At 72.8% G+C, this 23596-nt stretch carries 16 protein-coding genes and 3 pseudogenes; 9 read left to right on the top strand and 10 right to left on the bottom strand.

What is annotated here, in order from left to right; genetic code table 11:
* The first annotated feature begins 265 nt into the window (after positions 1-265).
* Both ACFZBB_RS06490 and ACFZBB_RS06495 read left to right on the top strand, forming a co-directional pair.
* Complete coding sequence (locus tag ACFZBB_RS06490; protein ID WP_391118412.1) at positions 266-2554, top strand: DUF4139 domain-containing protein; 2289 nt, start codon at positions 266-268, stop codon at positions 2552-2554.
* Positions 2555-2557: 3 nt separating this feature from the next.
* Positions 2558-4276, top strand: a complete 1719-nt coding sequence (locus ACFZBB_RS06495) for a mucoidy inhibitor MuiA family protein (protein ID WP_391118414.1) — start codon at positions 2558-2560, stop codon at positions 4274-4276.
* A gap of 33 nt (positions 4277-4309) precedes the next feature.
* Here ACFZBB_RS06495 and ACFZBB_RS06500 read toward each other — a convergent pair whose 3' ends face one another.
* Positions 4310-5485 (bottom strand): alpha/beta fold hydrolase, encoded by a 1176-nt coding sequence (locus ACFZBB_RS06500; RefSeq protein ID WP_391118416.1) that lies wholly within the window; start codon positions 5483-5485, stop codon positions 4310-4312.
* A gap of 264 nt (positions 5486-5749) precedes the next feature.
* Between ACFZBB_RS06500 and ACFZBB_RS06505 the strand changes: the two are divergent.
* The 3 genes and pseudogenes from ACFZBB_RS06505 to ACFZBB_RS06515 form a co-directional block, all read left to right on the top strand.
* Positions 5750-6070 (top strand): annotated as a pseudogene (locus ACFZBB_RS06505) (alkaline phosphatase family protein); the annotation flags it as partial.
* A pseudogene (locus tag ACFZBB_RS06510) lies at positions 6050-6899 on the top strand (alpha/beta fold hydrolase). The pseudogenes ACFZBB_RS06505 and ACFZBB_RS06510, both read left to right, overlap by 21 nt.
* 315 nt (positions 6900-7214) lie before the next feature.
* Positions 7215-7598 (top strand): TIGR03618 family F420-dependent PPOX class oxidoreductase, encoded by a 384-nt coding sequence (locus ACFZBB_RS06515; RefSeq protein ID WP_391118418.1) that lies wholly within the window; start codon positions 7215-7217, stop codon positions 7596-7598.
* A gap of 35 nt (positions 7599-7633) precedes the next feature.
* Here the strand turns inward: ACFZBB_RS06515 and ACFZBB_RS06520 are convergent, their stop codons facing one another.
* From ACFZBB_RS06520 to ACFZBB_RS06530, 3 genes are all read right to left on the bottom strand, one after another.
* Positions 7634-9442 carry a gamma-glutamyltransferase gene (locus ACFZBB_RS06520; RefSeq protein WP_391118420.1) on the bottom strand — a complete coding sequence of 603 codons (1809 nt, stop codon included), beginning with the start codon at positions 9440-9442 and terminating at the stop codon, positions 7634-7636.
* Between the two features lie 199 nt (positions 9443-9641).
* The gene (locus ACFZBB_RS06525; RefSeq protein ID WP_391118422.1) at positions 9642-10313 is read right to left on the bottom strand and encodes a DUF4232 domain-containing protein; all 672 of its coding nucleotides are present in this window, start codon (positions 10311-10313) and stop codon (positions 9642-9644) included.
* A 151-nt stretch (positions 10314-10464) separates the two neighbouring features.
* A complete protein-coding gene (locus tag ACFZBB_RS06530; protein ID WP_391118424.1) occupies positions 10465-11730 on the bottom strand; it encodes a saccharopine dehydrogenase C-terminal domain-containing protein in 1266 nt (421 codons plus the stop codon).
* A gap of 142 nt (positions 11731-11872) precedes the next feature.
* On the opposite strand from ACFZBB_RS06530, the gene ACFZBB_RS06535 reads away from it, so the two are divergent.
* The 3 genes from ACFZBB_RS06535 (at position 11873) to ACFZBB_RS06545 (ending at position 14247) form a co-directional block, all read left to right on the top strand.
* Complete coding sequence (locus tag ACFZBB_RS06535; protein WP_391118426.1) at positions 11873-12580, top strand: TetR family transcriptional regulator; 708 nt, start codon at positions 11873-11875, stop codon at positions 12578-12580.
* A 319-nt stretch (positions 12581-12899) separates the two neighbouring features.
* Positions 12900-13247, top strand: a complete 348-nt coding sequence (locus tag ACFZBB_RS06540) for an ATP-binding protein (protein WP_391118428.1) — start codon at positions 12900-12902, stop codon at positions 13245-13247.
* Between the two features lie 94 nt (positions 13248-13341).
* Positions 13342-14247 (top strand): hypothetical protein, encoded by a 906-nt coding sequence (locus tag ACFZBB_RS06545; RefSeq protein ID WP_391118429.1) that lies wholly within the window; start codon positions 13342-13344, stop codon positions 14245-14247.
* Between the two features lie 121 nt (positions 14248-14368).
* Here the strand turns inward: ACFZBB_RS06545 and ACFZBB_RS06550 are convergent, their stop codons facing one another.
* From ACFZBB_RS06550 to ACFZBB_RS06565, 4 genes are all read right to left on the bottom strand, one after another.
* The gene (locus ACFZBB_RS06550; RefSeq protein WP_391118430.1) at positions 14369-15442 is read right to left on the bottom strand and encodes a polyprenyl synthetase family protein; all 1074 of its coding nucleotides are present in this window, start codon (positions 15440-15442) and stop codon (positions 14369-14371) included.
* Positions 15439-16488, bottom strand: a complete 1050-nt coding sequence (locus ACFZBB_RS06555; protein ID WP_391118431.1) for a terpene cyclase — start codon at positions 16486-16488, stop codon at positions 15439-15441. Before ACFZBB_RS06555 ends, ACFZBB_RS06550 begins: the two co-directional genes overlap by 4 nt.
* Positions 16485-17849 (bottom strand): cytochrome P450, encoded by a 1365-nt coding sequence (locus ACFZBB_RS06560; RefSeq protein ID WP_391118432.1) that lies wholly within the window; start codon positions 17847-17849, stop codon positions 16485-16487. Before ACFZBB_RS06560 ends, ACFZBB_RS06555 begins: the two co-directional genes overlap by 4 nt.
* A 430-nt stretch (positions 17850-18279) precedes the next feature.
* Positions 18280-19179 carry a LysR substrate-binding domain-containing protein gene (locus ACFZBB_RS06565; protein WP_391118435.1) on the bottom strand — a complete coding sequence of 300 codons (900 nt, stop codon included), beginning with the start codon at positions 19177-19179 and terminating at the stop codon, positions 18280-18282.
* Between the two features lie 88 nt (positions 19180-19267).
* On the opposite strand from ACFZBB_RS06565, the gene ACFZBB_RS06570 reads away from it, so the two are divergent.
* Positions 19268-19648, top strand: a complete 381-nt coding sequence (locus tag ACFZBB_RS06570) for a DoxX family protein (protein WP_391118509.1) — start codon at positions 19268-19270, stop codon at positions 19646-19648.
* Positions 19649-19744: 96 nt separating this feature from the next.
* Here ACFZBB_RS06570 and ACFZBB_RS06575 read toward each other — a convergent pair.
* Both ACFZBB_RS06575 and ACFZBB_RS06580 read right to left on the bottom strand, forming a co-directional pair.
* Positions 19745-20233, bottom strand: a pseudogene (locus ACFZBB_RS06575) (NAD(P)-dependent oxidoreductase); the annotation flags it as partial.
* A 248-nt stretch (positions 20234-20481) separates the two neighbouring features.
* Complete coding sequence (locus ACFZBB_RS06580) at positions 20482-23535, bottom strand: discoidin domain-containing protein (protein ID WP_391118436.1); 3054 nt, start codon at positions 23533-23535, stop codon at positions 20482-20484.
* Between the last annotated feature and the right edge of the window lie 61 nt (positions 23536-23596).

Below are 23596 nucleotides of genomic sequence, written 5' to 3' on the forward strand. Positions count from 1 at the left end.
GCCAACCCGCCCGGACGGCCGCCCACACGCCCGTGACGTGCCCGAACTGCGAGGACGCCGATCGGGCCGAGGCGCTGATAAGCCGCTCTTAACCGGCCCTTAAGACACGGCGGTCGCGATCTTCCGTCACCGGCCGGACCTCCCGCGCGGCCGACCCGGCACCGACCCTCGGCGTGCCCGGGAGGACTCGGCTAGGGTACGGACGAGTCCGGGCCCCGAGACGTTACGGGCAGACCGGCCGCGGGCCGAGCGTGGGGGAGACAAGGTGGGCGCAGCCGTTCCGAGCGGCACGGACGAGCCGAACGCGCCGTCCGCCGCTGAGTCCGAGGTGACCTCCGTCGTCGTGCACGCCTCCGGAGCGGTCGTCACCCGCCGCGCGCGCGTCACGGTGCCGACCGGAACCGCCGAGACCACCGTCCGCGTCGAGGGCCTGCCGCCCACGCTCTACGAACAGTCGCTGCGCGGCCGGGTGGTGAACGGCCCGCACGGGCTGCGCGTGACCGACGTACGGCTGGACGTCGCCGCCACCGTGCACCGGGGCGAGCAACTGCCGTCGCTGCGGCTGGACTTGGAGGACGCCGAGGACCAGCAGTCCCGGCTCCAGGACCGCAAGTACCGCCTGGAGAGCGAGATCGAGGAGGTGGCGGCGCTGCGCGCCGAGCCGCCGCAGCCGCGCAGGGGCGACCCGCCCCGCTGGGCGCCCGTTGAGTCCTTCCTCGCCCTGGCCGGATTCGTCGACACCCGACTCGGCGCTCTGCACGAGCGATTGCGGGCCACCGAGGACCAACTGGCGCGCGCGGACCACGACGTGGACGTCCTGCGGGCGCGACTGCACCAGTCGTCCACCGCCCTGAGCGCCGAGCGCACCGACCCGGCCGTCGGCGCGATCGTGACACTGGCCTGCGAGGTGACCGACGCGAGCGACGTATCGGACGCGTCGGCCGACGTACCGGACGCGCCCGACACCCGCGAGGACTCCTCCCCGACAGACGAGGTCGGGACACCCGCCGACGCCGCGACCGAGATCGACGTGGAGGTCGAGGTCGAGTACCACGTCCCCGGCGCCACCTGGGTCCCCACCTACCAACTCCGCCTGGACGGCACCAGCGGCGCGGGCACGCTCGTCCTGCGCGCCTGCGTCGCCCAGCGCACCGGCGAGGACTGGTCGGGCGTACGCCTCGGGCTGTCCACCGCGGACCTGCTGCGCCGCTCCGACCTGCCCGAACTGCGCTCGCTGCGGATCGGCCGCGCCCAGCAGGAACCGCAGGCCCCGGGATGGCGCGAACCGCCGCCAGGGCTTGCCGAGTTGTTCACCGGCTACGACGGCGCCGCCGCGGCGCACCCCGCCGCGTCGCGCGGTCCGGCCCGGCCGTCGGGCCCGGGCGCCCCCAGGTCCATGAACGCGTGGCTCGGCGGCGTCGAGGACGACCTGGAAGAGGCCGACTTCTCGCCGGACCTGTCGGCGGGCGGCGCGTACGGACCCGCGGAGCCCGGCGGCGCGGCCGAGGCCGTCGGCTACGGCGGTTCGTTCGGCGGTCCCGTGCCTGCCCCGGGAGCGGCGCCGCCCCCGGCCCCGCTCGCCGCGGCGGCGCCCGTGTCCCAGGCGCATGCCGAGCCCGCGATGGACCGCGCACGCGGCAGGTCGGCGCCCGTCGCCCGCAGCGCCCGGAGCAAAGCCGCCGCGCCGCCCGTACCGCCGCCGTCCACCGCGCCGTCCGTGGACATGCTCGACTACGGCCGCCTGACCGTCGCGGGTCCCGACGCGGGCGCCGAGCGCGGCACGCTGCGACCGGAAGCCGCCCCGATCGCCCCCGTGGTCACCGAGTACCGGCGCAGGGCCGAGACCGTCGGCCGCCTCCCGCGGCCCGCGCACGCGGTCGACGTACGGACCTCGGCGGGCGCCTTCGACTACCGCTTCGACACCGCCGCGCCCGCGGACGTGGCGGCCGACGGCGCGTGGCACATCGTGCCGGTCAGCGAGGTGCCGGTCGTGACGGAGTCGCTGCACGTGTGCGTCCCCGCGGTGGACACGGCCGTCTTCGGCACCGTCCTGGTCACCAACACCTCCCCGCACGCGCTGCTCGCCGGACCGGCCGACGTCATGGTCGACGGCGACTTCGTCCTCACCGCGGCCCTGCCGACCCTCGCCCCCGGACAGCGGCAGGCGGTCGGCGTCGGCGTGGCCGAGAGCGTCCAGGTGGCCCGCCGCACCCACATGCGCGAGTCCACCGCGGGCCTGCGCGGCGGCACGACCGTCCTCGACCACACCGTGGAGATCGAGGTCGCCAACCGCCTGCCGTACCCCGTCGTCGTCGAGGTCCGCGAGCGCGTACCGGTGTCGACCGACAAGGACGTCCGTATCGAGGAGCACCGGGCGCGACCGGCCTGGACGGAACCCGAGGAACCGCTCACGGGCCAGGACGGCTCGTACGTCCGCGGAGCGCGCGTGTGGCGCGTGGAGTTGGCACCCGGCCGGACCACGACGCTCACCGGAGGGTTCGAGGTCCGCCTCCCCGCGGGCAAGTCGGTCGTCGGCGGAAACCGGAGGAAGTGAACCGTGACCACCCCGGAGACCCTGACCGACGGAACCGGCGCGTCCGGCGTCGATGACACGCCCGCCGAGCCGGACGCGATCTTCCTCCCGGTCACCACCGTGACCTGCCTGGAGGACCGCGCCCAGGTCGAACGCACGGGCACCGCGCGGCTCACCGCGGGCGTCCAGCGCCTGCGGATCGGCCCGGTCACCCCGCTGACCGTCGACCGGTCCCTGCGCGCCGAGATCTCCGCGGACACCGAGGGGCACGACGACACGGACCTCGGCGCGGACGGTCCGCGCGTGTTCGACGCCCGCGTCATCCGCACCTACACCCCCGCGCCGCCCGGCGTGCCGGGCCCCGACGCGTCCGAGCTGCGCCGCGAAGTCGACTCCCTGGAACGGGAGATGCGCGAGGTCGGACAGCTGCGGCAGCGCCTGGAGAGCGCGCTGGCCGTGGTCCACCAGGCCAAGGCCGATCTGCACCGCGACATCGTGCAGGGCGCGGGAGCGGGCGCCGCCGACCCCGAGCGCTGGGCCGACCGGCTGGAGCGCGTGGACGAGGACGCCGAGACCCGGATCGGCGAACTCCACCGGCTGCGCCGCCGCGAGCACGACCTGAACGAGGAACTGCGCACGGCGCGTACGGCGTTGGCGGCCACCGAGACCGAACCCCCGGTGCTCACGGCCTTCGTGGAACTCGTCGTGGAGGCGCCCGAGGCCGGTCCCGCGCGGATCCGCGTCGTGAGCCTCGTCCCGTGCGCGCTGTGGCGCCCCGCCTACCGCGCGACGCTCGCCGCCGACCGCGACAGCGTCACCCTGGAGACCGACGCCTTCGTATGGCAGGACACCGGCGAGGACTGGAACGGCGTACGGCTGTCCCTGTCCACCGCGCGCCCGACGCTCGCCGCGGCTCCGCCGGAGCTGACCGAGGACGTCCTGACCCTCAGGGAACGCACCGTCGAGGAGCGCCGGACCGTCGAGGTGGATCTGCGCGAGGAGGACGTCACGACCGTGGGCGGCGACTCGGCCGCCGACACCGCGGGCGGCGCGGGACCGCTGCCCGGCCTGCACGACGGCGGCGCGGTCCGCGTCCTGCACGCGCCCCGCCCCGTCACCGTCCCCTCCGACCGGCGCCCCCACCGCGTCCACCTGTCGGCCTTCACCGCCGCCTGCCGCACCGAGGACACCTGCGCCCCCGAACTGTCGCCTCTGGTCGTGACCACCGCGCGGTTCCCCAACGGCGCGGGCCACGTCCTGCTGGCCGGCCCTGTCGACCTGGTGCGCGACAGCGGCTACACCGGCCGGGCCACGATGTCCTTTGCCGGTACGGGCGAGGACGTACGCCTGTCCTTCGGCAGCCAGGACACCTTCCGGGTCGTCCGCCACACCGAGGAACAGCGCGACACCACCGGTCTGGCCGGGATCAACCAGCGCACCGTGATCACCCGCCAGGTACGGCTCTTCGTCTCCCGCCTGGACCAGCCGAGCGCCGAGCACCCCGGCGACACCGGCCGGCCGGGCGCCGACCGCACCCGCGAGGTCGTGATCCGCGAACGCGTCCCCGTCTCCGAGGTCTCGGCCGTCGAGGTCCGCACCCTGCCCGACCGCTGCCGCCCGGCACCCGACGAGACCGACGACGACGGCCTCGTCCGCTACGTCCAGCGCCTGGCTCCGGGCGAGCGCCGCGAGATCACCCTCGTCTACGAGGTCAGCGCGTCGAGCGCGGTGACCGGCCTGTGACGCGGCCCTGACGACCGTACGCAGGACCGCCGTTCAGCCCACTGCCGCCCGGTAGGGGCGGAAGAACTCGCGCAACTCCTTCGCGTACAGCTCGGGTTCCTCGAACGCCGCGAAGTGGCCGCCACGCGCGGGCTCGGTGACGCGTACGGCGTTGGCCGTACGCTCCAGCCAGGCCCGCGGCGGGCGGAGGATGTCGCCGGGGAAGAGCGAGAAGCCGGAGGGCACCTCGACGCGGCGGGTGAGCTGAGCCGACGGGATCGCGGAATTCGCGTGGTACATCCGCATCGACGAGGCGATCGTCCCGGTGAGCCAGTAGATCGTCACGTTGGTGAGGATTTCGTCCTTGGTGAAGCTCCGCTCGATGTCGCCGCCGCAGTCGCTCCACGCCCGCAGTTTCTCCACGATCCACGCGGCCAGCCCCGCGGGCGAGTCCTGGAGCCCGACGGCCGCGGTCTGCGGCTTCGTACGGTGCATGGCGGCGTATCCGCCCTCGGCCGCGCCCCAGGCGGCGGTCCGCCGGAACCAGGCGTTCTCCTCGGGCGTGAGCTCCGCCGGATCACCCGCGAAGACGGGCAGCCCGCCGTCGGTGCGGTGGACGGCCACCACCCGGTCGGGGTGGTCGAGCCCGAGACAGCGGCTCACATGGCTGCCGATGTCCCCGCCCGCCGCGCCGAACCGCGCGTAGCCGAGGACGTCCATCAGCTCCGCCCACAGGCCGCTGACGGCGACGGAGTCGAGCGGCCGTCCCGCGGCCGGGCGGTCGGAGTACCCGTAGCCCGGCATGTCTGGCACGACCACGTCGAAGGCGTCGGCCGGGTCGGCGCCGTGCGCGGCCGGGTCGGTGAGGAGCGGGACGACCTTCGCGTACCGCCAGAAGGAGTCCGGCCAGCCGTGGCTGAGGACCAGCGGCAGGACGGGCCCCGTGGCCGCGACGGCGCGGGCGTGGACGAAGTGGATGCCGAGGCCGCCGATCGGGGCCCGGAACCGGGGGAGCCGGGCCAGCGCCGCCTCCTGCGCCCGCCAGTCGAAGCCGTCCGCCCAGTAGGCGACCAGTTCGCGGAGGTAGGCCAGGTCGGTCCCGAGCGACCATCCCGCGTCCTCGGGCGCGTCCGGCCAGCGCGTCGCGCGCAGCCGGGTCCGCAGATCGTCGAGTGCGGCGGCGTCGGCCCGCGGGGCGAAGGGTTCGGGGCGGGGCGGGGCATCGGGCATGGGACGCATGCTAACGCCGCGTACCCCGGCGGCCCCGGAACGGGGGAGCGTGGCGAATCCGGACGTCGGCCCCTGGTAGCCGACGTTCAACAGGTCGTCTCCCGCAGGGGTCTGGTCTCCGCCGACTCATCACGGAAAGGTAACAGGTATGGACCCAACAGCCGTGATGTTCCGGGGTGTTCGGTCCCCCTGGCGCTTTCCCGCACTGCCCGTCTCCGCTTACCTCCGCCATGTCGAACGGAGCAACAGAGGTCCGACCACGGGATCTCCCGCCGCAGCGTCCTCGCGGCCACCGCCGCCGTCGGCGGCGCGACCGTCGCCGTCAGCGGCGTCACCGTCGCGACCCCGGCCGCCGCCGCGGCCCCCACGCTGCCGAACGGCACCAGCAAGGACGAGGTCCTCGTCGTGGGCATGGACGGCCTGGGCCACGACAGGATCGACGCGGCCAACGCCCCCAACCTCAAGTCCCTGATGGCGAACGGCACCTACGGCACCAGCCTGCTGTACGCGAGCCCGATGGCGGCCACTGTCTCCGGCGCCGGCTGGTCGACCATCGCCACCGGCATGTGGCCGGACAAGCGCGGCGACCCCACCGATCCCGCCGTCCTGCTCGTGATGGGCTTCGGCGCCCAGATGATCTCCTGGCACGAGGACTTCTGCCGCGCGATCGCGGACCGTGGCCGCCACGTCATCCGGTACGACAACCGCGACTGCGGGCTGTCCACCTCCTTCGACGCCCACCCCGTCGACATGGGCCGGTTCATCGCCGCGGTCAGGTCGGGAGGCATCGCCTCCGCTCTGGCCATGGTCCCCTACACGCTCCAGGACATGGCCGACGACGGCCTCGGCCTGCTCACCGTGCTCGGCATAGACCGGGGCCCACGTCTTCGGCTCCTCGATGGGCGGCATGATCGCCCAGACGATGGCCATCCACCGGCCGTCGCGGGTGCTGATCCTGACATCGATGATGTCCTCGACCGGCGAGTCCGATTACGGCCGGCCGACACCCGAGGCGCAGACGGTGCTCTTCGCCCCGAAACCGGCCAGCCGTGCAGGCTATGTCGCCGCGGCGGACAGGGAGTTGGTGTGGGCCTCCCGGCGCTACGGCGACGCCGACGCCCTGCGCGACCTGGCCGCCCGCAGCTATGACCGCGCCTGTCACCCCTCCGGCGTCGGTCGGCAGCTCGGCGCGACGATCCTCGGCGGCTCACGCGCGGACGCACTCCGGAAGCTCGAGGTGCCGACCCTCGTCATCCACGGCCTGGACGACACCCTGATCGGCCCCAGCGGCGGGGAGCGCACCGCGGAGTTGATGCCCGGGGCCGAGCTCGTCCTGATCCGCGATATGGGCCACGACCGCCCCCGTGAGCTGTGGCCCGAGATCATCGGCCTCGTGGCGGAGCACACCGCTTGAGCGATGACCGCGCTGCGGTCGCGAAGCGTCCGTCAGGTCGCGGAGCATCGGCGGACCGGCCTCGCCCCCGTACGGCCCGGCGGCCGTACGGGCACCGCTCCGGGACGCCCTCGTCGACGAGGTGGTTCAGCCGCTCGGCCGGCGCCTTGCGCGGGATGCCGAGGTCGCGCGGACCTGGCAGGGTTCTCAGTGTGCACGCGTGTCGGTCTACGGATACGTCCCCGGACGCGGCCCTCAACGGCCGTCCGCGTACACCACCAGAGCCGCCGACCCGTTCACCGGCGCACCCGCACCAGCCATCAGGAGCTGACCACCATGCTCGACCCCGACGTCCGCCGCGTCCTCGACGGCACCTCACTCGCCCACATCGCGACCGTCCTGCCCGACGGCGCCCCGCACACCGTCCCCGTCTGGATCGGCACCCACGGCGACCGCGTCGCGATCTTCACCGGCCCGCGGTCCCGCAAAGCCCGCAATCTGCGCCGCGACCCGCGCGTGGCGCTCTCCCTCACCCCGGCCGACAACCCGTTCCAGCCGGTCGTCATCCGCGGCAAGGTCGTCGAATGGGTGGAGGGCGACGCCGTCTGGGAGATCATCGACCGGATGGCGACGAAGTACACCGGCGGCCCCTACTCGCGCGACAACGAGCTCGTCGTCGCGCTCATCGAGCCCGAGCACCAGAGCGTGGGCATGGGCTGAGATTCCGCAGGGTCGCGCGCCGCCGTCCGGACGCGTCACCGTCCCACGGCGTAGCCCTGCATGCCGCGCGGATTCGCGGCGGCCGACAGCACGCCCGTCTCCGGATCGCGCGCGACGGCGGAGATCCGCCCCTCCGACCAGGCGTCGCCGACACTCACCGCGTGCCCCCGGCGGCGCAGTTCGGCGACGACATCGGGACCCGTCCGCTCCTCGACGGTGAGGCTGCCCGGCGCCATGGCCCTCGGGTAGAAGGAGCCGGTGAAGCTGTCGGTGTGCCAGTTCGGCGCGTCGACGGCGCCTTGCAGGTCGTAGCCGCCGCGCACCCGGTCGCGGAGCGTCACGGCGAGGAAGAAGTGCACCTGCCACTGGTCCTGCTGGTCGCCGCCGGGGGTGCCGAAGGCGAGGACGGGCACCCCCTCGCGCAGCGCCAGCGACGGACTGAGCGTCGTGCGCGGCCTGCGGCCGGGGGACAGGGAGTTGGGCAGTCCCTCCTCGACCCAGGTCATCTGGAGCCGCGTGCCGAGCGGGAAGCCCAGCTCCGGTATCACCGGATTCGACTGGAGCCAACCCCCGCTCGGCGTCGCTGAGATCATGTTGCCCCAGCGGTCCACGACATCGAGGTGACAGGTGTCGCCGCGCGTGCCACCGTCGACCGCGACCGTCGGCTCGCCCGCCCCGGCTCCGGCCGGCGCCACCCGCGCACCCGCCCCCTGCCCCGCGGCGGTCGCGTACGCACTCAGCTTCGGCGTCCGACCGTCGGGGCCGCCGGGCCGCAGTTCGTACGAGGCCCGGTCACCGATGAGTCGGCGGCGGCCGGTGTTGTACGCGGTGGACAGCAGCGCGTCGAGCGGGACGTCCGACGCGTCGCCGTACCACGCCTCGCGGTCGGCCATGGCGAGCTTCGTGCCCTCGACCAGCCGGTGGACATACGCGGCGGAGCCGTACGCGGGCAGGTCGGCGGCGCGCGACGGCAGCAGGGCGAGCTGTTGGAGAAAGGCCGGGCCCTGACTCCACGGACCCGCCTTGCAGACCGTCCAGCCGTCCCACTCGTACGTGGCGGGCTCCTCGTACGACGCGGACCAGCCCGCCAGATCGGCGGCCGTGAGGGTCCCGGTGTGCCGCTCGCCGCTGGTGTCCATGGTCGGACGGGCGGCCTGGGCGACGATCGCCTCGGCGACGAAGCCCTCCCGCCAGATCCGGCGCGCCGCCTCGATCTGCGCGACCCGGTCCCCGCCGCCGTCCGCCTCCGCCTCGGCGATCAACCGCCGCCAGGTCGCGGCGAGCGCCGGATTGCGCCACAGCTCGCCGGGACGCGGCGCCTTGCCGCCCGGCAGATACAACTCCGCGGACGTCGTCCACTCCGTCTCGAACAGCTCACGCACCGTCTCGACGGTCGCCGTGACCCGCTCGACCGGCGGATGACCGTCCGCCGCGTACCCGATCGCGTAACGCAGCACCTCGGCGAGGGACGCGGTGCCGTAGTCGCGCAGCAACGTCATCCAGGCGTCGAACGCGCCGGGCACGGCGGCGGCCAACGGCCCGGTGCCGGGCACCAGGTCCAGGCCGAGCGAGCGGTAGTGGGCGACGGTCGCGCCCGCGGGCGCCACCCCCTGCCCGCACAGCACCCGTACCTCCCCCTCGGCGGGCCCGACGATGATCGGCACCTCACCGCCGGGACCGTTGAGGTGCGGCTCCACGACGTGCAGCACGAAGGCACCGGCCACGGCGGCGTCGTACGCGTTGCCGCCGCCCTCCAGTACGGCCATCGCGCTCTGAGAGGCGAGCCAGTGGGTGGAGGCCACCATGCCGAAGGTGCCTTGGAGGGTCGGCCTGGTCGTGAACATGCGCTGCGCCTCTCTCGGGTCGGGCAACTCCCGTCAGGGCGCGTCCCGTTGCCCGCGTCGAGGGCCGTCCGCCGCCATGACCTGGCACATCACGGTGCCGCGTCCTGCACGCAGGCTAGCGACCGGGAAGCTGCGGGTCCTCGGCGGTCCACCATCCGGGCCCGCGCGGGCCTTTGACGGTGCGTCAGGCGACCGGCCGTCAGCGCCGCACGGCGCCTATGGTCAGCGGGTGGATGCCCGTACCGGCGCAGTGCTCGGTCTTGTCGGCGAGGAACAGCGCCGCCTTCTGGTTCGGCGGATAGATCCGCAGCCCCTCGACCTTCGTCAGCTTGCACTGGTCGGCGCTGTAGCCGCCCTGACCGTTGCTGTCGTGGAGCTCCGCGTACGCGGTCGCCTTCGGCGCCAGCGAGACGGTGCCGTGCGAACCGCCGTCACGGTCGGCCGCGGGACCGGCCTGCGCCCCGGCCGACTTGACGTACGAGACGCCTGGATAGCCCGTCAGCGTGCACACCGTGCTGCCGGTGTTGGTGAAGACGACCTTCGCGTGGTACTGCCCGGCGCCGACCTCGGCGTCCTTCAGCGCCACGCTGAGGTGGTCGCTGGCGCACGCGCTCGGCCCCGCCGCCTCGGCCGACGCGCCGCCGGAGCCGTCCGCCGACGACGTGGGCGTACCGCCCGGCGCGCTCTGCGTACCGTCGTCCGTCGTGGACGGCGCACCGGCGGTCGGGGAGTCGGACGGCGACGCGCTGACCGAGACGGACGAGCCCGCCGGAGCGGCGGACCCGCCGTCGTCCGAACAAGCCGTCAGGGTCAGGGCCGCCGTGGCCAGAGCCGCGGCGGGCACCATCACGCGTACGGACAGGCTGCGCATCGTGGGACCTCCGTGCGTCCTGGGGCCGGAGGACCGACCCGGTCGTACTTATTCACCGTGTGATGCCACGCCTGCCCCTGTCCTCCCTGGCTACACAGGTGCCCCAGGTCCGGGGGGCCCCTCGGGGCATCCGTCCCGAGGGGCGCGGGGGCTACGCGTTCGGCGCCGGGGCCGCGTCCCGATCCTGCGCGTTCCCGGCCTGTTCGCGCATCGCCCACGGGGACCCGTACGCGACGAGCAGGTCGAGGAAGGGCCGCGCGTCGAACGCCTCGGGGCCGAGGACACCGCTGCCGCTCCAGGTGCCCTCGGCGAGGAGTTCGAGGGCGATCACCGGATTGATCGCCGTCTGCCAGACGACGGCCTGGGAACCGTACTCCCGCATCGACCACTGGTTGTCGACCACGTGGTAGAGGTAGACCTCGCGCGGGCGGCCGTCCTTGGTGCCCTTCACCCAGGTGCCCGCGCAGGTCTTGCCGTGCATACGGTCGCCGAGCGCGGCCGGGTCCGGCAGCACGGCGGCGACGACGTCCCTGGGGGAGACCCGGGCCGGACCGCGGTCGGTGGCGACGGTGACCGGGTCCGTACGGTCCAGGCCCAGGTCGTGGAGGGTCTGGAGCTTGTCGATGAAGTCCTGGCCGAGGCCGTACTTGAACGTCACCCGGCGGGCGTCGACCCAGCGCGGGATCAGCAGCACCTCCTCGTGCTCGACGTTCACGCACTCCACCGGGCCGATGCCCTCGGGGAAGTCGAAGATCTCGGGCTGGCTGAACGGCGCCGTGGTGTACCAGCCGCGGTCCTTCTCCCACACCACCGGCGGGTTCAGACACTCCTCGATGGTGGTCCAGATGCTGAACGACGGCGCGAAGTCGTAGCCGTCCACCGTGAGATTCGCGCCGTCGCGCACCCCGATCTCGTCGATGCCGTCGAAGAGGTGGTCGGCGGCGTAGCGGGCGAAGACATCGGACATGCCCGGCTCCACGCCCATGCCGACCAGTGCCAGCAGCCCGTCCTCCTCCCACGCTTTCGCCTGCGCGAACTGGTCGTCGCCGAGTTTCGTGCCGCACTCCTCGTGGGGCCGCCGCGCGTGCGGCACCGACAGCGACATCGCCATGTCCATATACGTCGCCCCGGCCCGGTGCGCGGCCTGGAACAACGGCATCACGAAACGCGGGTCGGTCGCGTTGAGCAGCACGTCGCACCGCCGCTCCCGCAGCAGATCCTCCACGGAGAGCTGGTCGGAGGCGTCGATCCTGGCCGTGCTGAACCGGTCCGCCGCCTCGCCCAGCGCCGCGACGGCCGCCTCGGCCCGGCCCGGGTCGTAGTCGGCGACGACCATGTGCTCGAAGAAGCCGCGGCGGGCGGCGATCCGGGTGATGGCGCTTCCGACGCCTCCGGCTCCGATGAGCAGTACGCGCATGGCGGGGTTCCTTCCGCTGGTCGAGTGGGTGAACGGGTGAGCGGTGCGGCCGGGGCCCTCGCACGGGGGGTGCTCGCGCCGTGGAGTGATGGAACCGCCGACGGCGCCGTAAGGTCAATGCCGTTGGCGTAAGCTCCCGGCCGTGGCCAAGAAGGTGGTGGACGGAGCCGCGCGGCAACGACGTCGGCCGACGCGGCAGGGCGAGGTGCTCAGTCACGAACTGATCGTGGAGACCGCCCTGCGCATGCTGGCGGAACACGGCGCGCAGGGGCTGACCGCGCGGCGGCTCGGCCTGGCACTCGGCGCCGACCCCAGCTCCCTCTACCGCTACTTCCGCGGCATGGACGCCCTCGTCCTGGCCATCGCCGACGAACTGATGGGCCGGGCCCTGGCGGGCTGGACGCCCACCGGCCAGTGGCGGCGCGATCTGCGCGACCTGGGCCTGCGGATCCACCGCGCGTATCTCGCCCACCCGCAGGCGGCGGTGCTGACCGCCAGCCGGGTCAGCGGCGGAGAGCGCGAACTGGCCGCGGACGAGGCCATCCTGGGCATTCTGCACCGCGCCGGCTTCACCGGCCCCGGCCTGGTACGCGTCTACCACGTCTTCATCGACGGCTGCCTGGCCTTCGCCGCCCTGGACGCGGCTTCGCTGGCGCTGCCCGCCGCCGCCCGCGCGGCCGACGAGGAGATCTGGCAGGACACGTACGCGGCCCTGTCGCCCCGCACCCACCCGCACATCGCCGCGGCCGCGCCCCTGCTCGCCGCCCGGATGACCCGCAGCGCCTATCCCGACGCCCTGGACATGCTCATCGCGCAGGCCGCCCGCGAACTGCCCCCGGCCACGCGCTGACCGACCCGGCGTCCTTCCCCGGATCCGGCCCCTTACCCCTGTATCGAAAGAGCGCCGTAGACCGTTCCGAGCCGGGCAAGCGACCTGAGGAAGCAAACCGCCGGACAATTTGGTTCAGGAGCGTCACATGTACATAGGTATCGGAACCATCGTTCTCGTCGTCGTCGTCGTACTCGTCGTCATGATGCTGCGACGCGGCTGACCTCAGGTCGCACGCGCCGCGGGATCTCCTCCAGAGGTGATTCACGTGAGCGATCCGTCCGATGGCGGGGCACCGGCGGCAACGCCGGTGGCCCCCGCCGTGACCGTTTCCCGGCCCATGAGCGCGGCGGAAGCACGCGTCGCCGCCTCGGAGTTCGCGGACACCCTCCACCCTCCGCTGGCCGTACGGACCCTGCAGAATCTGACCCTCGTGGTCTCCGAGTTGGCCGCCAACGCCCTCCGGCACGCCGGAGCGGTACGCGAACTGCGTCTGAGCGCCGCCGCGAACACCCTTCGCGTGGCCATCGACGACCCCAGCGACACCCCGCCGCAAGGCCGCGCGCCCGACTGGAACGGCGCCAGAGGCGGCTTCGGCTGGATGATGATCCAACGGCTGGCCGACTCACTGGCGGTGACCCGCCGCCCCGGAGGCGGCAAGACCGTCCTGGTCACGCTGGCCCGATAGGGCCGCCGGGGCCGCGCGCCCGCACCCCGCCCGCCCGTGACTCGACCGGCATCCCGGTGGGGTTCGGGCGTGGTCCGCGGGGCAGACGGGCGGCATGGAGACCGCTGACCAGCCCGTACACCCCGCAGGACGACGGACCGCCCGGCCGAGCGTCCTCATCGCCGTACTGGTGATCGCCCTCGCCGTGACCGCCGCCCTGGTGCTCACCGGACACGGCCGCGACCACGGTGGATCCGGCGCCGACGGCCCGGCGGACAAGGGCGCGCCCGGCGCGGGAAGTGCCGACCAAGGAAGTGCCGACCAGGGAAGTGCCGACCAGGGAAGTGCCGGATTCGGCAGCACCGATCCCGACGCCACGGCCCGCCTGCACGCCGACACCGCCGACCTGCTGGTCCTCGAAGGAGTCTCGGGTCGCGTGCGGATCACCGCCGACGCGAGCGCCCACACGGTCTCGGGCACGTATCACCGCCCCGACGGCGGTACGGCGCGCGTGCGCGGTGTCGTCGACGACGCGGCGGGCCTGCGCACCCTCACCCTGGTCTGCGGTACGGACACCGGTGACGACGGCGGCGGCTACGTCGGGGGCGGCACGGCGGGCTCGTGCGACGGCGACCTGACCCTCACCGTCCCCGAGAAGACCGGCCTGCGGCTGCGGCAGACCTCGGGCGAGACCCTGCTCGAAGGACTCGGCGGCCGACTCACCGTCAATGTCGCCTCCGACCGCCTCACCACCCACGCGCTGCACCCCTCCCACGCCGACTTCGCGGTGACCTCCAGCAGCGCCGACCTCGGCTTCAGCGCGCCGCCGGACACCCTCGCCGTGGTGACGACCTCCGCCTCGACCGCCGTACGCCTCCCGGTCCCGTCGGGCGACGCCTACGCCGTGACCACGGCCGCCACCTCCGCCGACGTTCAGGTGAAGGTCCCGAACCGGGACGGCGCCGCCCACCGGGTCGCCCTGACCGTGCACTCGGGATCGCTGGCCGTCCTGCCCGCCTGACGTCAGGTCAGGTCCCTGAACGGCGGTCGGCGGTACGGCCCTTGAGGCGCCGTACCGCCGTATCCGTACCGCCGCATCAGGCCCGTCGTGAGGACACGGAGCGGCATCGAGGCCGACCGCGTCAGACCCCGCGGTCCATCGCCATCTCCGCCAGCGAGACCAGCATCCGCGACCGGTCCCGGTCGGGGACCGCGACGGCCAGGCAGTCCAGGGCGCGGGCGTGCTGGCGGGCGGCCTCCCGCGAGGTGAGGTCGTGACCCCCGGCCTCCTCGATGAGCGCGGTGGCCCGGCGGATCTCGCTGTCGTGCAGCGGACGCTCGGCCAGAGCCGCGAGGCGGTAGAGGCCCGCCAGCCGCCGACCGGCGGGAGTGCCGCTGCGGATGGCCGCGACGACCGGGAAGGAATTCTTGCGCCGCCGCAGGTCCCCGCCGGCCGCCTTGCCCGACAGCCCGCTGTCGCCCCAGACGCCGAGCAGGTCGTCGGCGAGCTGAAAGGCGAGGCCGATGTGGTGGCCGAACGCCCGGAGCGCGCCGACCTGTTCGGGAGCCGCGCCCACCGCCTTCGCGCCGAGCGCGCAGGCCGCCGCGAGCAAGGACGCGGTCTTGCCCCCGGCCATCCGCAGACAGTCCTCCTCACGTATGTCGGTGCGCGTCTCGAAGGCCAGGTCCTCGCCCTGTCCCGCCACCAACGCCAGCAGCGCGCCCGCGAGTTCCTGCACCGACTCGGTGCTCGGTGCCAGGCGGCCGTCCACCTCGGTCAGCAGCTTCATCGCCATGGCCATCAGCGCGTCACCGGCCAGGACGGCCTTCGCGTCCCCGAAGACCACCCAGGCCGTGGGCCGTCCTCTGCGCAGCCGGTCGTCGTCCATGAAGTCGTCGTGGAGGAGTGAGAAGTTGTGCACCAACTCCACCACGGCCGCCGCCCGTACCGCCTGGGCGCCGGGCACGGTGTCCGCGGCGGCGGTGTCGAGGGCCTGCGCGCTGGCGAGGACCAGGGCGCCGCGTACGCCCTTGCCCCAGTCACCCGACGCGGGGTTGCCCCGCGCGTCCCGCCACCCGAAGTGATACCGGGCCACCGCCCTGACCGGCTCGGGCAGTTCGGCGACGGCGCGCTCCAGGACGGGCCCTGTGACATCACGGGCCCAGCGCAGCACCTCCCGGGCGTCAAGCGCGCTGGCACTCGCCGCTCCGGTCATCGGTCCGCCCCCGTGAGCCGGTCCTCCAGGTACTCCTCGGGACGTTCCTCTCCCGTGGCCGCCGAGGTGCGATAGCGCTTCGTGCGCCGCGACCAGTCCAGATTGCCGCGCATCCAGGTCCGCATGCCCTGAAGGTAGCGGTCCAGCGGCTCGGCCCACCGCGGATACGCGGCCAGCGTCTCCCGCTCGCAGGCCAGGAAAAGACCGGTCTCCCGGTCGATGGCGGTGCGCACATGCGCGAGCGCTTCCGCCTCGGACAGCCCCCTGTGGTGTTCCACCACATGGACGAGGTTGTGCACCTCGCCGAGGGCCCGCTCCTTCGCCAGTGAGTACACGTCGTTCGTCCAGCACACCACATTGCACGCGGCGTCCAGCGCGGCGGTGAACTCCCGGCTGCCGCGCACCGATTCGGGGAACTCGGCGGGCTGCACAATCTCGATGAGGTCCATGCACACGTAAATGGCCCCGGTGTGGCGGCGGTTGGCGATGTACGTGTCCTCCGGCGGGACGAGTCCGCCGATCCGGTTCCCGGCCTCCCACTCGGCGGCGCTGCTCAAACACTGCTCCAGGTGGTCGATGAACCTGCGCGGCCAGCCCTGCGGCGCGTCGGCGACCGTACGCTCCCACAGGTCGGCCAACGAGGAGACGACGGTGGGAAGTTGACTGCCCCGTGCCGTGCGCGGCCCATGACCTTCCAGCACGGCCCGCAGCTGGCCGACGACCTCACCGACCTGATCCTGACTGCGCCCGAACAGGCCGTCGTCGAGCTGGTCGTCGACCAGGAACAGCCACGCGAACCAGTCGGCCATCAGCTCCAGGTGCCGCGCGCTCGCGCTCGGGTACACCAGTGCCGCGAACCAGCCGAAGTCGGCCCGGTCGAAGCGCAGTCGGGCCGACTCGCGGTGCACCAGACCCGCCTCGCGCGCCCATGCGGCCAGATGCTCGCGCGCCTGCTCCGCGTGCGGATTGACGCGGTACGGGAAGGGGCTGGTGATCTCCGGTGCCTCCGCGTCCGGCCTCGGCGCATTGTCCCCCCGGCCGTTCACCGGCGCTCCAGCCGCAGATGCACGCCGCCCTTGGGATGCAGGGTGATCAGCGCCTCGGGCACCACTTCGGGCGCACCCTCCGGCAGCACCAGCCGGTGCCCGCTCGCGACGGTGGCGAGCACCAGCGTCAACTCGGTCAGCGCGAAGTGCTTGCCGATGCAGACGCGATGACCGCCCCCGAAGGGCAGATACGCGTGCTTGGGCCGCCCGGCGGACTCCTGCGGTCCGAACCGCTCGGGCCTGAAGCGCTCCGGCTCGTCCCAGAAATCCGGGTGCCGGTGCAGGAAGTAGCTGTTGATCAGTACGTTGCTGCCCGCCGGGACGCGGTAGCCGTCGATCTCGTCGTCCTCGGTGGCGTGCCGCATGAACTGGTAGGCGGGGGAGTAGATGCGCAGCGTCTCGTCCACGATCATGCGGGTGTAGGTGAGGTCGCGCAGATCCTCGAAGGCCGGTGTCCGTCCGCCCAGCACCCGGTCGACCTCCTCGTGCAGCCGCTTCTCGACCTCGGGGTGCCTGGCCAGCAGGTAGAACACCCACGACAGCGTGTTGGTGGTCGTCTCGTAGGCGCCGATGCAGATGTTGAGGACCTCGTGGTGGAGCTGTTCGAGGTCCATCCCGTGGCCGTCGACCTCGTCCACCGTGTGCAGCAGCAGCGTCAGCAGGTCCGTCTCGTCGCCGACGGGCACGTCCTCGGCCAGCCGCTTCTTGACGAATCCCGACACGAAGGCGTCCATCTCGTCGATGGCCCGGCGCAGACGGCGGTGGCTCGGCGTCGGGACGCTCAGCGGCGGGAAGGGGAAGCGGAAGAAGGCGCCGAGGATGGTGTTCGCCGTCGCGAAGGCCCGCTCGAAGGCGAGCGCGGTCTCGTTGACGTCCGCGCTGAACAACGACCGGTTGACGATTCGCAGTGCCAGCGCGCCGACCTCGTCGGTGACGTCCATCGTGCGCCCGTCGCCGTACGCGCTCCGCCAGTGCTCCAGGCTCCGGGCGGTCTCGTCGGTCATGTTGCGGGCGAAGGCGCTGACCGCCTTCGGTGTGAAGTGCGGTGCCATCATGCGGCGCTGACGGCGCCACAGCTCCATGTCCGCGTTGGCGATGAGCCCCTTGCGCAGCACCGGCCGGACGATCTTGAACAGCGTGGCGTTCTTGTCGTACTTATCGCCTTTGTCGACGAGTATGTGCCGGATGTGATCGGGGTGGTTCACTAACACCATGGGTATCCCGAGCGGCCGGAAACGGAATATGTCGCCGTGCCGTTCGAGACCGTGGGAGAGGAAGGCGAGCTGGTCGCGCTTGAAAGCGAGCACTCCGCCCGAGCCGTCATTGAAGGTGACCGAGGGCAGTTCCTTGAGCTGCGGCATGCAGGACCTCATTCGCTGGCGTGTGGGCGCTTCGAACTGTCCAGTGCGTGGCTGACCTGGTGCTCTGTGCGCGCTCGGCGTCCGGGTCGCGACGCTGCGACGGCTGCGGGCCGAACGTCTGACAAACGCCTGGCAGGCGAATTCCGGGCATGTTCCCACCGTCGGTGGCGCAAAAGCGATCCGGCGGGACGGTGTCCATTTTGCCCGAGAAGCGGGGCGTCAGTGGCGAATGCAGAATATGGTGCCGATGCGCCTTCTCCTGTGAATTCGACAAATGCGCGCGGAAGGAATCCGTGCGGAGTTTCGACGGTACCGCCTGACGAATTCAGGTTAGACGAGAAAGCCGCGCGAAGGTGGGCTTTTCGCCGAGCGCCGCGTTCTCCGAGTCCGAGCGCCGCGTTCCCCGCGCCCGCCCGTGGTGGTCAGGCCCCTACGCGTCCGGCCACGGCCGGTCCGTGCAGCAGCTGACGAAGTCCCGGACCACGGGATTGGCGTCGTCGCCCGGTGTCCAGGCCACGCCGACCTCGCTGTCGCTGACGCCGCTCACCGGGCGGTAGGCGATACCGGGCCTGGCGTAGAAGCGGGCGGCGGACGCAGGCGCGAGAGCGACGCCGTAACCGTTGGCGATGGCGCTGAGCCAGTCGTCGGGCAGGTCGGTGACGGCGCCGATCCGTACCGGACGGCCCTCGCGTTCCCCGGCGGCCAGCCATTCGTCCCGCCACGGGCCGGTCTCCGCCGGAGCGGCCACGAACGGCTCGTCCCACAGGTCCCGGAACGCGATCGTCTCCCGCGCGGCCAGTGGATGCGCCTCGGGCAGCGCGACCCAGCGCGGCTCGGTGAACAGCGGCACCACCCGCAGCGCCTCCTGGCCCGGGAACGGCAGCCGCACCAGCGCGACATCGACGTCCCCGTCGACGAGCCCGGCGGTGGGATTCGCCCAGGACGCCTGCCGCATCTCCACCCGCCACCGCGGACGGCGACGTGTGAACTCCGCGATGATGTGCGGAGTCGCCTCATTGGCCGCGCTGGCGAGAAAGCCGACCCGCAGCAGCCGCAGGCCCCGGCGCTCCGCGCTCCTGGTCTCCGTCAGCACGCGGTCCCAGTCCGTCAGCAGCGCGGGCGCGCGCTGCGCCAGCAGACGGCCCGCGTCCGTGGGCATCATGCCGGTACGGGACCGGGTGAACAGCCGCACCCCGAGTTGTCTCTCCAACTGCTTGATCTGCTTGGTGAGCGCGGGCTGCGACACGAAGAGCCGCTCGGCGGCGCGGGTGAGGGTCCCCTCTTCCGCGACGGCGACGAAGTAGCGCAGCAGCCGGGTGTCCACGTCCATGCCCCCAGGCTATAGGTGCAGGTATTGGACGGGAAAGTTGAGTGTGACGAGGCTGGTGGTCGCAGGCGCCCGCACCTTCTTCGAGCCCATGACGTTTCCGACCCCGAGGACAAGCATCGTGTTCACCGCGTATGTGATCATCACCGTCGTCACCATCCTGGCCAACGCGGGCATCGCCGTCGCGGACCTCGCCCGCGCCGAGTTCGTCCTGGCGAACTCGGCGGAGGTGGGCGTCCCGCAGAGCTGGCACATCTGGCTGGCCTCGCTCAAGGCCGCGGGCGCCGCCGGTCTTCTCCTCGGGCTCCTGGGCGTCCGGCCGCTCGGTGTCGCCGCCGCCGCGGGCCTCGTCGTCTTCTTCGTGGGCGCTGTCCTCACTCATGTGCGTGCCCGTGTGCTCTACAACATCGCGTTCCCCGGCGGCTATCTGGCCCTGGCGGTCGCGTCCCTCGCGCTCGCTGTCGCGTACTAGCGGGTCGGGCGGACCGGAGTCCGTTCCTTTACGCGGGCCCGTGCCGCGCTCACCGGCGCGCGTGCGGTCCGGCCCCCGACGTAGCTGTGGAGCGGGTCAGTTGGCGAGCTGGACAGTGGTGTGGAGGTGGGCGGGGTAGGCGGCATCGCGGAGTATGAAGTGGGCGACGTCGGCGCGGGAGATACGGGAGATACGGGGGATGCGGGGGATGCCGCGCAACGGGAGGCGTTCGCCGGTCCGGTCGCGGTCGGTGAGGGGTCCGCCGACGAGCATCACGGGATAGACCAGGGTCCAGTCCAGGCCGCTGGCGCGCAGGATCTCCTCGCCCGCCGCCTTGTCGGCGAACATCGGTCCGAGCGCCTTGTAGACGGCCCAGTACACCGCCGGCGCATGGTCGGCGGTGTCGCCGACGCCGGGTGCGGACAGGTGGACGATCCGATTGACTCCGGTGTCGCGCATGGCCTGCACGATCCGCGGGATCGCGGTGACGGTCAGGGCGGGCGAGGTCAGGCCGTGCCAGGTGGTGGGGCTGCCGAACGCGGTCAGGAGCGCGTCCGGCCCTTCGACGGCGGCGCGTACCGCGGCCTGGTCCTCGGTCGCTTCCCTGGTGCGACGCGGAGCCGGGGCCGGGGTTCCGGCGGGGCGGCCCGGGGGCGGACGGAGGCGGTCATCTCGTGGCCCGCGGCCAGTTGCTGGGCGAGGCGTCGCCGGCCGGTCCCGCCGTTGGCCACGAACACGAGGAGCTTCACGTCGGCCTCCCGGACCGGTGTGCGGGGGCGCGGTCCGCGGTGGTCCCGCGGACCGTCACCCGGCCTGTGCGTTGTCGCCCGCGGCTACCCGGTATAGGCCTCAAGACTCACCACGTGGGGCGCCGCCGGGCCCTGCGCGGTGTATCTGACATAGCGGGCGGGCACCGGTGTCGCGGTGACCGTCGAGGTGGCGGGGCCCGCCGCGGCGACGGGGGCGCCGAAAGGCGTCCAGGCGGCACCGTCGGATGAGACGTCGATCCGGTACGCGGTCGTGGCCCCGGACGCCTGGACCACTGTGCGTCCGACGCGGGTGGTCTTGCCCAGGTCGACGGTGAGCGCGGCCCCGGGCGCTGTGGCCTTCCAGGAAGTGCTGGGGCTGCCGTCGACGGCGGCGACCGGCGGGAAGCTGGGGTCGGCCGTGGTGGCGGTGACGCTCTCGCAGCGCGCCAGGTCCTGAGTCGGGGTCAGGTCGGGGCGCCGGGTGGGGACGGTGGCGCTCTGATGGCCGCGCAAGGTGATCTTCCGACCGGCCGCCGTGAGCGACAGGGTCTTGCCGCCGCGCAGCGTGACCCGGGTGCCGTCGTGGCGCACGGAGAGGTCGAAGGTCGCGCCGTGCCAGTGCAGACCGGTGATGTCGACGCCGGGGAGCTGCGGCGGGAGCATCGGGTCGACGGTGACGGCGTCGGTGCCCAGACGCAGGCCCGTGAAGCCGTACTGGAAGGCCTGCAGGACGCCGCCGATGCCGGTGGTGAAGGTGAACGCGCCGCCCGCGCGTGTCTCGGCGAACTGGTCGAACGGCGCGTACATGTACGGGTCCATGCTGCGCTTGAGGAAGGTGTCGGTGACGCAACCGGGGGTGCCGAGGGCCGCGCTGTCGATGAGGTTGATGGAGTCCGTCATGGACGGGCCGTTGATGTCGGTGCGCGGGGTGTAGTAGTCGAGGTCGGCCTGCGCCTGCTGAGCGGTCATCGGGTAGCCGATCGGGTAGGGCAGCATGACGGTGTCGGCCTGGTTGATCGTGTCGCCGCGGTAGCCGTCGAATTCCGGGTGCACCCCGGTCGCCGGGTCGAGCGGCACGCTCAGCCCGCCGGCGACCTGCGCCCACCGGGGGTCGGGCCGCTCGCCGACGAGCGTCGCGGCGGTGGCGGCGGTGCGCAGGACGGTGATCGCCCCGGCGTTGGTGTAGGCGCTGTTGTTGACGTTGTCGTGGTTCTCGTCGGGGGACTGCACGCCGTTGAGGTCGTAACCGCCCTGCCCGTCAGGGGTGACCCGGCTCGCCCAGAACTGCGCGACGGACTTGATGACCGGCCAGCCCCTGGTCCGCAGCCACGTCAGGTCCCCGGTGGCCTGGTAGTACTGCCACTGCGCGAGCGCGACGTCGGAACCGATGTGGATCTCCCGCGGGTGGATTCCCACGTCCGCGCCGGTGTCCGCGCTCTCCCAGGGGTACTGCGCGCCCTGGTAGCCGTGGGCCGCCGCATTCGCGCGGGCCGCGTCCAGGAGGGTGTAGCGGTAGTCGAGAAGGTTCCTCGCCAGGTCCGGATGTCCGGCGAGCAGGGCGGGATTGGTCCAGGTGTCCGCGTCCCAGAAGACGTGTCCGTTGTAGTCCGCCGACGACAGGCCGCCCGGTGAGGGTCCCCAGGTGACGCCGTCGCGGACGGAGGAGAGCAGGTAGAACGCGCTCGCGCGCAGCTGCTCGGTGAGGTCCTGGTCCCCGGGAACGCTGATGTCGGATTCCCACAGGTCCGCCCAGGCGCGCGTGTGTTCACCCTCGACCTGCCGCCAGCCGCGCTGGGCGCCGCGCGCTGCGTACCCCTGGGCGGCGGTCTGCGGATCGGGGAGCGGGTGCCGCGCCAACGGCGCCGAGCCCTGCGCGGTGTCGTTGGACGACGCGATCCCGACGAATTTCGTCGCCCGATACGTCTTCCCCGCTCTGACCCGCAGGTCGGCGCGTTGCGCGAGGGAGTCGGCGGGCACATCGGTGTACGCCGAGGTCGCCGTGCGACCGTCGTCGACGCGCAGCACCGAGGCGAGACCTGCCCGCATCCCGGTCTGCTGTGCCGTCAGGCTCTCGCTCATCGCCGCCGAGCGGCCGTCGACCCGGCCCGCGGTCACCTGCGTGAGGTTGACCGGTTTCGCCAGCCGGTGGTTGGCCGGGAGGGTGTCGGCCCGTCCGTCGAACATGTCGATCACCGACAGCGGCCCGCTCCAGTTCAGCGGCGTCATGTCGAGCTGGGTGACGCCGAGATGGGCGTCGGCCCGGTCGGTCAGCACCCGGTAGACCAGCCGGGTCGCCCGCCCGGCGGGCGAGGTCCACGTCAGGGACGTGGTCATGATCCCGCGCCGCAGGTCCAGGGACTGCCGGTAGTCCGAGGTCGTTCCCGCCGGTGTCTCCTCGGCCGGGGCCGTGCCCGCCGCGGACAGCGAGATCTCGTCCACGTTCGCCAGGCAGCTGTCCCCGGCGGCGCAGGTGACCGCCGCGGTGTTCACCCCGGCGGTGACCGGCACGTCGAGCGTGGCGGTGGCCCAGGTGTCCCACGAACTGGTGCCCGGCAGGGTGATGCGCACCGGCCCCGCGCCGTTGACCTGCGCGCTGAGTGTCTGCGCGGTGTTGGAGCCCGCGGAATACCGTACGGTCAGCCGCGCGGTACCCGCCGGAACGCCGGACACCTTCACGGTCGCGGCGGCCCCTACGGCCGGTTTCCCGCCCGGCCCGTACCCGGCGACGAACCCCGCCCCGCCGTAACCCTTGTGGCTGGTGTCGGCGAACGCCCCACCGGACAGCGTCCCGCCCTCGGCCTGGCATACCACGCCGAAGCCGCACCCGCCCGAGGCGACGTTCCCGTAGACCGCGCTCCCGTCGGAGACCCCGAGTGTCGACCACGCCGGGATGTTCACCCGCTGCGGCGAGATCCCCGGCCCCTGCCCGTAGAACCCCGCGAGCTGCGACTCCGTCAGCAGGGGCGCCGCGGAGAATCCGGCCCCCTGCGCCGGGACCCGTGTCGAGAAGTATCCGTTCCCCAGGAACGCGGGCGCATAGTCCTTCGACGGATCGCCGGTACTGAGCACCCACCCGCCGCCCGTGTCGTCGTGTCCGGCCGCCGTCGCCTGGGGCGGGCCGAGCAGTCCGATTGACATCGTTGTCAGAATGAGGCCCGTCAACCCTGCGGTCCACGTCCGCCGTATCCCCACAGCCCCG

Origin of the sequence: Streptomyces sp. NPDC008139 (assembly GCF_042957025.1) — a bacterium.
Lineage (GTDB): Bacteria > Actinomycetota > Actinomycetes > Streptomycetales > Streptomycetaceae > Actinacidiphila.